This window comes from Treponema sp. (assembly GCF_045641405.1).
Lineage (GTDB): Bacteria > Spirochaetota > Spirochaetia > Treponematales > Treponemataceae > Treponema_D.
The window spans coordinates 1-1,716 of sequence record NZ_JAZUGX010000024.1 but is presented as its reverse complement, the minus strand read 5'-3'; the positions used below and the strand labels follow the sequence as shown (position 1 = coordinate 1,716).

Below are 1,716 nucleotides of genomic sequence, written 5' to 3'. Positions count from 1 at the left end.
GCAACTCCTTGGCTCACAGAACGACATGGCTACGATCCGACTTGGCAAGTCAGTTTTCTTGGCATAATCAGCCAATGACTGGTGTTCGGTCAAATAATTTCCTTTAGGTTGGTATTTTTCTGCTGCCTCCGCCTTGCTCAACAAACTATCCGCCTTAGGCAAGTCAGTTTTCTTGGCATAATCAGCCAATGACTGGTGTTCGGTCAAATAGTTTCCTTTAGGTTGGTAAGATTCTGCTGCATTGGTTTCAGTCAGCAGACCTTCAACGCTTGGAATCTCGTTCTTCTTGGCGTAATCAGCCAATGACTGGTGTTCAGTGAGGTAATTACCCTTTGCTTGGTATTTTTCTGCTGCCTCCGCCTTGCTCAACAAACTGTCTTCTTTAGGCAGATCGCTCTTCTTTGCGTAGTCAGCCAGTGATTGGTGTTCCTTCAAATAGGTGTTTTCCGCCTCATCCTTGCTCAATAAACTATCCGACTTAGGCAAGTCAGTTTTCTTTGCGTAGTCGACCAACGATTGGTGTTCAGTGAGGTAATTACCCTTTGTTTGGTATTTTTCTGTCGCCTCAGCCTTGCTCAACAAACTATCCGCCTTAGGCAAATCAGTCTTCTTGGCGTAGTCAGTCAGTGATTGGTGTTCCTTCAAATAGGTGTTTTCCGCCTCAGCCTTGCTCAACAAACTATCCGACTTAGGCAAGTCAGTTTTCTTTGCGTAGTCAGTCAGTGATTGGTGTTCCTTCAAATAGGTGTTTTCCGCCTCAGTCTTGCTCAGCAAACTATCCGCCTTAGGCAAATCAGTTTTCTTGGCGTAGTCAGTCAGTGATTGGTGTTCCTTCAAATAGGTGTTTTCCGCCTCAGCCTTGCTCAACAAACTGTCTTCTTTAGGCAGGTCGGTTTTCTTGGCGTAGTCGGCAAGTGATTGGTGTTGTGTCAAATATTCTCCTTTAGGTTGGTAAGATTCTGCTGCCTTGGTTTCAGTCAGCAGACCTTCAACGCTTGGAATCTCGTTCTTCTTTGCATATTCAGCCAATGACTGGTGTTCAGTGAGGTAATTACCCTTTGCTTGGTATTTTTCTGTTGCCTCATCCTTGCTCAACAAACTGTCTTCTTTAGGCAGATCGCTCTTCTTTGCGTAGTCAGCCAGTGATTGGTGTTCCTTCAAATAGGTGTTTTCCGCCTCAGCCTTGCTCAACAAACTGTCTTCTTTCGGCAGGTCAGTCTTCTTGGCATATTCAACCAGCGACTGGTGTTCAGTTAGATAATTACCCTTGGGTTGGTATGTTTCTGCGGCTTTTTCTTCGCTCAATTTGGCATTCCACTTTGTAATGTCCTCTGTGGTGATACCCGCAGCAACTGATTTCTTAAATTCAGGGTCTGCCTCAACAACCGAATCCAACTTTGCATTCCACTTTGCAATATCCTCTGTGGTGATGCCCGCAGCGACTGACTTCTTAAATTCAGGGTCTGCCTCAACAACCGAATCCAACTTAGCGTTCCACTTTGCAATGTCCTCTGTGGTGATTCCCGCAGCGACGGATTTCTTAAACTCAGGGTCGGTTTCTACGACTGAATCCAATTTAGCATTCCACATTGCAATATCCTCTGTGGTGATGCCCGCAGCGACTGACTTCTTAAATTCAGGGTCGGCTTCAACAACCGAATCCAATTTAGCGTTCCACTTTGCAATAAGTCGGATCGTAGCCATGTCGTTCTGTGA

General features: G+C 45.6%; 1 protein-coding gene. It reads right to left on the bottom strand.

All coding sequences use genetic code 11. From position 1 onward, the window contains the following. Positions 1 to 1,704: hypothetical protein (locus ACKI39_RS04025; protein ID WP_407397902.1), on the bottom strand; the 1,704-nt coding region annotated here is incomplete at its 3' end. Between the last annotated feature and the right edge of the window lie 12 nt (positions 1,705 to 1,716).